Source organism: Caldimonas sp., from assembly GCF_046289365.1.
GTDB lineage: Bacteria > Pseudomonadota > Gammaproteobacteria > Burkholderiales > Burkholderiaceae_C > Caldimonas.
In genome coordinates, this window is record NZ_JBKBVU010000135.1 from 1 (window position 1) to 8,356 (window position 8,356).

The following is an 8,356-nucleotide window of genomic DNA, read 5'->3' on the forward strand; positions in this document are numbered from 1 at the left end:
TCCGCTGCGGAGTTGGTGGAGGCATTTCAGGATTTCGGCCAAGAACCGATAAGGCACCGGGTAAAGAACTGGCGCGGAAAATCGCAGTTCTTTACCGGCCCGGGCAGGAGATTCGAGAGGGCGTGACGACGCCCGCGCCGAGCGCTGGGCCCGCCGCGGACGTCAAAAGAAACGCAGGCCGATCAGGCGTCGGTGAAGCCAAATAGGCGCCGCTGTTCCGCCCAGTCACGCGGGATGCCGCCGACCCGGCCGCGCAGCAACTGCAGGTTGAGCTGACGCGGCTGTTGGCCTTTGACGATGGCGGTGACGATGTCGGGCGCCAGCGTGGTCATTCGGATGACCTCAGCGGCCCAGCCTTGCTCCATTTTCAATGCCGAACTGAGTTCGGCGATGGTGGCGAAGCGGCCTTGGTCGATCAGCCGTTGCCAGTGGAAGGCTTTGGCCAGCATCCGAATCATCGGCTCGTCATAGCCGCCCGAGGGGCTGGCGTTCGACGGGTGCGCCGGTGGGATCAGCAGCTTGCGGTTGCTGCGGCGCTTGATCGTCAAGGGCACTGACGTCACGCGCTGGCCATCGCTGACGTAGCTGCGTGGCGTGCCGCCGGGGTCGATGGTGAACACAAGCCGGCGCGAGGGCGTGCTCATGCCGGCTCCCGGTCGCGCTGTTCCTCGATCAAGGGATGGGTCCCGATGTCCGGGCCCAAGCCAAGCCAGCCATCCTCGCGCCAGAGGATATCCAGACCCTGGTCATGCAGCTGCACGCGCTCAATCAGTAGACGCAGAATTCGCTGCTGCTCGATGGGAAACAGTTGCTCCCACACATCCCCGATCCGCCGCATGCCGACCACCACCTGCGCTTCGTCGAGATGCGCACCTTCGGGATGGCGCTGGCAGGCGCGCCACGTGCCGATCAAGACTTCCGGTGCGGCCAGCGCAGCGTGTACCTGGGAAAGCACGGCGCCCTCGATTTCGGCTGCCGGCAGGTGGCCGATATCAGCGCGGCCGGGGCCAGTGACGGTGCCCGCGGCGTTGCGCTTGTAGAGGTAGGGGACGTAGTAGCGGTAGTGGCGACCGTTCTTCTTGCGTGTGTAGGAATGCAGCATCTTCTGCCCATCCGGTGCGAACAGCAGGCCGGCGAGCAATGACGCATGTTTCGCCTTGCGCTCGCGAGGCGCCTGCTTGCGCCGTTCGACGTAGGCGTGGGCGGCATTCCACAACGTGAGCGGCACGATCGCGGTGTGCTGGCCCTCGAACCAGCGGCCCTTGAGCGAGATTTCCCCGAGGTAGATGCGGTTGCGCAGCAGCACGAACAGGTACTGCTGATCGATGCGCCGGCCTGCGCGCTGCCGCCCCGTTTGGGTCGTCCAGGCCTTGGTGGTGTGGCCTTCGTGTTCGAGTTCGCGCACCAGCTGCGCTGCCGACCCGTGCTCGGCGTAGCGTCGGAAGATGTCGCGGACCAGGGTGGCTTCCGCCTCGTTGACCACCAGCTTGCGGTCCACCACGTCGTAGCCCAATGGCGGCACGCCGCCCATCCACATGCCCTTGGCCTTGCTCGCCGCGAACTTGTCGCGAATGCGCTCGCTGGTGACCTCGCGCTCGAACTGCGCGAAGGACAGCAGGATGTTGAGGGTCAACCTGCCCATCGACGTCGTGGTGTTGAACTGTTGCGTCACCGACACGAAGGACACGTTGTTGCGGTCGAACACCTCAACCAGCTTGGCGAAATCGGCGAGGCTGCGCGTCAGGCGGTCGATCTTGTAGACGACCACGATATCCACCCGCTTGGCCTCGATGTCGGCCATCAGCCGGCGCAGGCCCGGGCGATCCAGATTGCCGCCGGAGAATCCGCCGTCGTCGTAGCTGCCATCGAGCGCCAGCCAGCCTTCATGGCGCTGGCTGGTGATGTAGGCGAGGCCGGCATCGCGCTGGGCTTCGAGGCTGTTGTATTCCTGTTCGAGGCCTTCGTCGCTGGATTTACGCGTGTAGACCGCGCAGCGCTTCTTGGTCACGACCGGCTCGGGCGAAGTGAAAGCAGTGCGTTGCGGCTTCATGCGGGCTCCTTGGCCGTGAGGCCGAAGAACGCAGGGCCCGACCAGTGGGTGCCGGAGATGTGCCGCGCAATCGCCGAGAGGCTCGTATACCGACGGCCCTCGTACTCGAAGTCGTTGGGACCATGCACCAGCACGCGGTGGTCGACGTCGTCGAAGGTGCGAACCAGCATGGTTCCCGGTAGCAGTCGGTTACCGTCGCGGCGCATGGCCTTTGGCAGCAGGCCGGTGGCGCCGATGTCCTCGAGTTGGGTCCGGACCGACGGCTTCAGGCCGCCGAAGGCGTGCTCCTGGATCCGATAGGCCAGTCGCGATTCCAGCCAGGTGCGCTGGTGATGGTTGGGGCGCTCATCGAAATGCTCGTCCCAGGCCGCCCACAACTGCTCCATCGTCAGATGGGGCAAGTGGGCGACACGGGCGGCCACCGAGGCCGCATCGGGGTGCTGGCTGGATCTCGACATCAGCGAACTCCTTGGTCTGGAGAGGGGTTCGCATGAACGCGCTGGTGGCCACCAAAGCCAAGGTCAGCCGATCGATTATCGTCGTACGCCGGCCTGGCGGCCTGCCGCAGTCGAAGAAACGCCGTGGCGAGTAAATCGACGATCTCTTGATGTGGGTGGCGGGGTGCGTCCGAAGGGGAGAATGGTTGCTGATCCAGCATGGTCGGCGCTCGGTGGGAGAACGCTGCTCATGCTAGGTACCACTGGCGCTTGGCGTAACGTGAACTAGCGGGAATGAGCGGAGTCGGGCTTCGCTCGATACCACGCCGAACGTTGCCCATCGGCTTCGCGGTATCGAAGCTCGAAAAGTCGCGATTCGTGCACCACTTGCCGCCAACTGCTGCAGCCATATTTGGCAGGCAGTTGCTCCGGGTATCTTTCTGCAATCCAGCGTTCAGCAGACTCAAGCGGCGTCCATCCTTCGATGCCCAACTCGCCAGCCGCCTTGCGCAGCGCACGAACGATGCCCGCAGCGGGCCAATGAACGGCGCCATCAGAGGCGATGCCATTGACCACCAAGTCGCGGAATGCATCCGATTGCACGAACTCCGCTGCCAGGCGTCGGGCCTGATCCATGTGCTCAGCCCATCCGCGGAGTTGCTCGAAATGCTGATCAATGCGGTGATAGGCAGCAGTCAAAGCGTCGCGTGCACCTCGGCATCCGTCCAGGCTCCAGAGATCGTGCTGATCAATGAAGTGGTGAACCAGGTTGTTCCGTAGGGTGACCAGTTCCTTCAGTTCGCTCTCGATCCGGGAAAAATCCTCCGCGGAGAGGCTCAGATGCATCCGCATGCTGAGCGAGACGACGTCACTGGGTGGGCAGGGTGTTGAGTCTATGGAGGTGGCGGCTTCGTTGTTGACGACATAGGACCCAAGGAAATAGCCGACCAGGTTACCCAGCGTCTTGGTGGCGGCATCCGCCACACGCGCAGCTTGGATGGATGCCAGTGCCGTCGCCGGCCCTGAGATCTCATGGTGCGCTACGATGGCCTTGATCAGATGTTCGTACTGCTGAAGGCGCAGCAGGCACCGGCCCAGCAGTCTCTGAACTTCACGTTGGAACGTTTGCAGCGATTCTTCGATTGGCAGTGTCGTCATGGTGAGGGCGATCGCGCCTACCGATCAGAAGTTGTCGGTTGCCCGTTCGAGGCAAACTGATCGGCGCAGTCGAAGTTCTCTTCGTCGTGCCAGGACCGATCCCATGAGCGTGGCTCAGCGCTCTCCAGCAGCAGGAGCGTGATCACGCGGTCCCGGTCGGCATAGGTGTGCTTGAACTCGCGTAGTTTCATGTGCGGTGCTTCATTGGGGCACCACAGCGCAGCGGATTGCACTTCGCCTTCGAAGCACTGCGTGACGCTGGTGTCGGCGGCCAACGAGTTGACGGCAGGTTCCTGCATCTCGTTCACCTTCCGGTAGCCGGCTTTGGTCCTGAGCGCGCTCCTGCTGCGGCGTTCGTAGTCGAGGTAGCCGTTGTCCCAGCGGATCAGGACCGCGCGTTGCTTGGTGATTTCGACGAAGCGCAGGCAAAGCGCCTCGAATGAGACATGGAACTCGCGGGCGATTTCGCTGAGGATGTGCAGGTCCACCTTGCCCTGGTCGCCGAGCAGTTTGTCCAGATCGTCGCGCGGCATCAGCAATTGGCTGGCGAAGGCATTGGCTTCGCGCTCGATGTTCCGGCCATCGGCCTGGCCGGAGGTCACGCCGGACTTGTCGCATTGAAACTGGCTTTGCCGTTCGCGGTGCAACAGGAAGTGCCCCATCTCATGCGCGATGGTGAAGCGCTCGCGCTCCGGGCACTTCGGCCGTGGCCGGTAAAAGATTCCCCATTCGTTGGGGGCGTTCGGGTTGTTCGCCAACATGCCTTCGAAATTCGCAGCATCGATTGGCAGTGGCGCCTTGAGGACCGCGCCCTTGCCGAATGCGGGTTGGTTCAACAGATCGCGCACCACCTCGAGGTTGATCGCGGCGGGAAGCGAGGCGCCGAACACCCCGCGCAGTACCTTCCAGATGCGGGCGGCGGTTGCCGAGGGCGTCTGCGGCGCGGCGCTCACGGTTTCGGCGCGGCGTCCGTGCTGGTGCCGAACATTAGATCGAGCGCGCGGCGGAATTTCTGTTTGTCCTCATCGCTCATGCCAGCGTACTCGCGGAAGAAGGCGTAGTCCTTGGGGCCGATGCCTGGCATTTCGCCGGGCTGGTCCTCCATCAGTTCTTCCATGGTGACGCCTAACTCGCGCGCCAGTGCGCGGACGCGCTCGGCCGAGGGCTTCTGGCCTTCGCGCATCTCCAGTTCCCAGAGATAGGCCTTGGTACAGCCGACCACGTCTGCAAGTTGTTGAAGGCTCAGGTTCTTTGCCTCGCGCAAGCGGCGCAGGCGGATGCCAAAGGGGGTAGCCATTGCGGTCGCCGGTAGGGCCGGGAATCCGCCGAGTATAGCCACGAGATACGGATGCAGGGCAATAGTGGGTCTCGATGATTGACGAGCGGAAATCCGAGGACTAGGCTACGTCGTATCTCGCCACCTTACGTTTCGGGAGGAATCCGAACACCAATTCAAGCCAACTGACATTGATTCGCGTGTGCTCGACCTCCAGCTGTCCCTCCCCCAACGATAAGGAAAAACCCCACGGTGAATTTTCTCGACGTCCTGCGTGGCCTGCCGGTCGACGCCACCCTTCAGAAGTTGATGACCGACCACGGCCTGCCGGTGCCTGCAGGCTTTGTGTGGGCGGATACAAAGGAATCCACCGCGACTCTGATCGAGTCCGTGAGCCAGTGGCCGGATGAGCACAAGCGCAACAACTTGATCGGCGACCTGGTCGCGTGCGTTCCGCTGGCAGACGGCCCGGCGCAGCAGTTCCTGATCCAGGTCGTGTCACAAGACGCCCAACTGCTCGCCGACCTCGTCGCCTGCAAGAGCGAGCTGCATCGCGCGTTTTGGCTGTTTGTTCACCAGCCGAAGCTCTTCGAGCAGGCGCTGGACTCGGACTATCTGGAGCGGCGCAGCCCGCAGGCCGTGCAGCACGATCTGGAAGTGAAGAAGCGGCCGATCGACACGCCGGTGGCCAAGGCCTCATTCGAGAAGGCGATGTCGAAGTTCTACAAGGATGAGCTGCAGTGCGGCGACAGCATCGAGAGCCGGCTGTTCGAACGCAGCCACGGCGTGTTTTTGATGAGTGTCCATGTCAAGGCGTTGCCGACGCTGCAGATCGAGTTCCAGGGCAAGTCGCTGGGGCGCCGCGTGGGTCATCCCAGCATCGACATGGTGCTGGAGTACTCGATGAAGACCGGTGTGGCGAGGTCGGTGGCGCGCGGCGGGGCGCGCTTCCACGAGCGCTTCGCCGAGAATTTCGCCGAGCACATCCTGGGCGAGAAGGTGGATGCCAAGCGGATCAAACCGGCGGCGCTGGATCTGTCCATGCTGCGCACCGGGTTCGACGTACCGCAGGCGATCCAGGATGGCTTCATCGCCACCCAGCTCAAGTCGATCACCCTGTTCGATAAGGATGAGGAACTGAAGGCTGAGTTCACGGCGACCGCCAAGGCCGAGCACAAGCATGTTTCCGATTTGCTGCGCGACAAAGTTCTGGCCGAGCCGCTGAACGGTCAGTGGAAAGTCGCCTCGGCCACAATCCACCTTTACTACCCGGCCGAGGCCGGCAAGCGCCCGAGGGTCGTGCCGATCGTGGTGACCAGCAAGGGCCGGCTGAACCTGCACAAACTCGATCCTGTGATGCAGGCGCAGGTGGAAGGCTATTTGGTGGAGGTTGGCATCCTGTCGAGCGGGCAGCGATTGCAGGCGCAGGAGACGTCCGATCTGGCGCCGATGGTCGAGGGCTGACCGTGAGGCAAGAGGGCTGGGCGCTAGTGTGCCGGATGTTTGCTCAGGGCAGCACGGTTCGGCAGGCAGCGATGACGCCGAGGGAGGTGGCGTCATTGAAGGGGTTGGGCCGCGCGCTGAAACCGGCTGCGGTGAGCCAGCGCTACATCCTCTGTCCGAGTTGCGACCAGCACAGCGGTGAGGTCCGCGCCGACCCGCGCAGCGGCCGAATCTGCTGCTGCCCGGACTGCGGACCGGTGACGGTCGACGGCTCTGACCTGGCAGCGTGGAAGCTCGACGAGGATTGGTTCCAGCGCAGCTTGCGCCGTGCGCTAGACATTCAGAGCCACGATGGAGTGGTGGCTCTGGCCGATGGCATTTGGCGTCTTGGCGATGCGCGCCAATCGCCCGTGGTGCTGGCTCGCGACCTGACGAGGCTGTGGCACGAGCCGTCAGTGCTCGGCCGCGTCCGCAGCGCCAAGGCCGCCACCCGTGTGATCGCGCCCATGTGTGTTCAAGTCCGCGGGAATCCGTTCGACGACGGCGCCGGGGTGGAATGGATGCCGCTGGAGGAGAGGTTCATGCTCCTTGGCGACGGCATTTCCTACATCGACAGCGGCGATAGGGCTGCCATGTTCCGGGCTGTGGATCCGAGCGTTCCCGTCCACGGGCCGTTCTCGGAGGACTTCCGGTGGGTCACGTTGAAGGGGTGGTCGCATGGGCCGATCCAGCTTTCTGAAGGACAGTCCGCAGTGCTTCGAGTCCTGTGGGGGTTGAGCGGGGCGAAGATCATGCGTGAAAGGCTGAAGGACAAAGCCGGAATCGAAAGCAATCCATCAGACATCTTCAAACTGAAGACGCACGAAAAGGGCAGGCCGGAACACGAGGGGCCGAAGTTCGCCTACAAGGCACTGGTCGATGTAACGAAGGGCGGCGAGTACTCGATGCCCCGCGATAAAGCCTTATCTCTGGTTCTCTAAACCCGTTTGCTGCTCCAGTTCGGCTCACGAACCCGCTCTCGCCGACACAGGCGCAAGTCCTTGCCCCGACGGGGTTTCTGCCCGTGCCGCGGCGGCCTGGTTCATGCACCGGAGCAGAGAAGAGAGAGGAAAACGGAATCGAACCGGGGGCGTTTTTGGCCCCCAGGGCGCACCAGGCGGCACGGGCAGAATGGCCCGGGAGCCCGCGGGGCAGGGGGATTCCAGAAACAAAAAACCGGCCGCGAGGGCCGGTTTTCTGTCTGTATATGGTGGCCAGGGAGGGAATCGAACCCCCGACACGGGGATTTTCAATCCCCTGCTCTACCAACTGAGCTACCTAGCCAGTCGCTTTAAGCGAAGGCCGCAGAGTGTACCGGCGCAGCGTGGCGTGTGCAAGGCCACGGGGCAACTGTCCTCCGGCTGAATGCGGGCCCATCCGTGATTGTCGAGGGGTTCCAGGCTCCGGTAGCGTGCCGTCATCCCCGTTGTGAGGAGTAGTGCCGATGCGCCCGATCCTCTTCGTTTTCGTCCTGCTGCTCGCTGCCTGCGCCACCCGCCCGGGCGACCGGGAGGCTGCCGCGCTGGCCCGCTACGAGGCGGCGGCAGGTGAGCCCGTGGCATCGTTCCGATTCCAGCGGCTCGACGGCTATACCGTGCTCGGCCCGGAGCGGGTGGTGGTCTGGACGCGGCCACGGGAAGCCTTCCTGCTGGCGGTGGACGCGCCCTGCAGCGAGTTGCCCTGGGTTTCCGCCATCGGGCTCACCTCGAGTCTTGGCAGCGTGCACGCCCGCTTCGATGCGGTGCTGGCGGGGCGCGAGCGCTGCCGCATCCGCGAGATCCGCCCGGTGGACGTGAAGGCACTCCGTGAGGCGGAGCGCAAGGCCCGTAGCGGCACGGTGGAGGCCAGCGGGCGCGACGAGGCGGGTCCTCAGGCCTCCGGCACGTAACCCGGGGGCTTCTCGGCGCCGCCGCCGAACAGGAACTTCTCCATCTCGCCTTCGAGGAAGGCGCG

The 8,356-nt window shown here is 63.8% G+C and carries 9 protein-coding genes and 1 tRNA gene; 3 read left to right on the forward strand and 7 right to left on the reverse strand.

Features of this window, described 5'->3' with window-relative positions:
- Positions 1-182: 182 nt before the first annotated feature.
- From ACK42S_RS12730 to ACK42S_RS12755, 6 genes are all read right to left on the reverse strand, one after another.
- Positions 183-620, reverse strand: coding sequence for a hypothetical protein (locus ACK42S_RS12730; protein WP_409707993.1), 438 nt, complete (start codon positions 618-620; stop codon positions 183-185).
- A gap of 20 nt (positions 621-640) precedes the next feature.
- Positions 641-2,050 (reverse strand): recombinase family protein, encoded by a 1,410-nt coding sequence (locus ACK42S_RS12735; RefSeq protein ID WP_409707996.1) that lies wholly within the window; start codon positions 2,048-2,050, stop codon positions 641-643.
- Entirely contained in the window at positions 2,047-2,508 is a 462-nt protein-coding gene (locus tag ACK42S_RS12740) for a DUF2924 domain-containing protein (RefSeq protein WP_409707999.1), read from the reverse strand. The genes ACK42S_RS12735 and ACK42S_RS12740 overlap by 4 nt, the downstream gene beginning before the upstream one ends.
- Before the next feature lie 264 nt (positions 2,509-2,772).
- Complete coding sequence (locus ACK42S_RS12745) at positions 2,773-3,543, reverse strand: OST-HTH/LOTUS domain-containing protein (RefSeq protein WP_409708016.1); 771 nt, start codon at positions 3,541-3,543, stop codon at positions 2,773-2,775.
- A 119-nt stretch (positions 3,544-3,662) separates the two neighbouring features.
- Positions 3,663-4,598 (reverse strand): ImmA/IrrE family metallo-endopeptidase, encoded by a 936-nt coding sequence (locus ACK42S_RS12750; RefSeq protein ID WP_409708002.1) that lies wholly within the window; start codon positions 4,596-4,598, stop codon positions 3,663-3,665.
- The gene (locus ACK42S_RS12755) at positions 4,595-4,942 is read right to left on the reverse strand and encodes a helix-turn-helix domain-containing protein (RefSeq protein ID WP_409708005.1); all 348 of its coding nucleotides are present in this window, start codon (positions 4,940-4,942) and stop codon (positions 4,595-4,597) included. The genes ACK42S_RS12750 and ACK42S_RS12755 overlap by 4 nt, the downstream gene beginning before the upstream one ends.
- A gap of 231 nt (positions 4,943-5,173) precedes the next feature.
- Here ACK42S_RS12755 and ACK42S_RS12760 point away from each other — a divergent pair, with 231 nt between their 5' ends.
- Positions 5,174-6,385: a hypothetical protein gene (locus ACK42S_RS12760; protein ID WP_409708008.1), complete on the forward strand. Its 1,212-nt coding sequence runs from the start codon at positions 5,174-5,176 to the stop codon at positions 6,383-6,385.
- A gap of 35 nt (positions 6,386-6,420) precedes the next feature.
- A complete protein-coding gene (locus tag ACK42S_RS12765; RefSeq protein ID WP_409708011.1) occupies positions 6,421-7,344 on the forward strand; it encodes a hypothetical protein in 924 nt (307 codons plus the stop codon).
- 267 nt (positions 7,345-7,611) lie between these two features.
- Here the strand turns inward: ACK42S_RS12765 and ACK42S_RS12770 are convergent.
- A tRNA-Phe gene (locus ACK42S_RS12770) sits at positions 7,612-7,687 on the reverse strand.
- A gap of 160 nt (positions 7,688-7,847) precedes the next feature.
- Here ACK42S_RS12770 and ACK42S_RS12775 point away from each other — a divergent pair.
- Positions 7,848-8,291 (forward strand): DUF6491 family protein, encoded by a 444-nt coding sequence (locus tag ACK42S_RS12775; protein WP_409708014.1) that lies wholly within the window; start codon positions 7,848-7,850, stop codon positions 8,289-8,291.
- Positions 8,292-8,356: the final 65 nt, after the last annotated feature.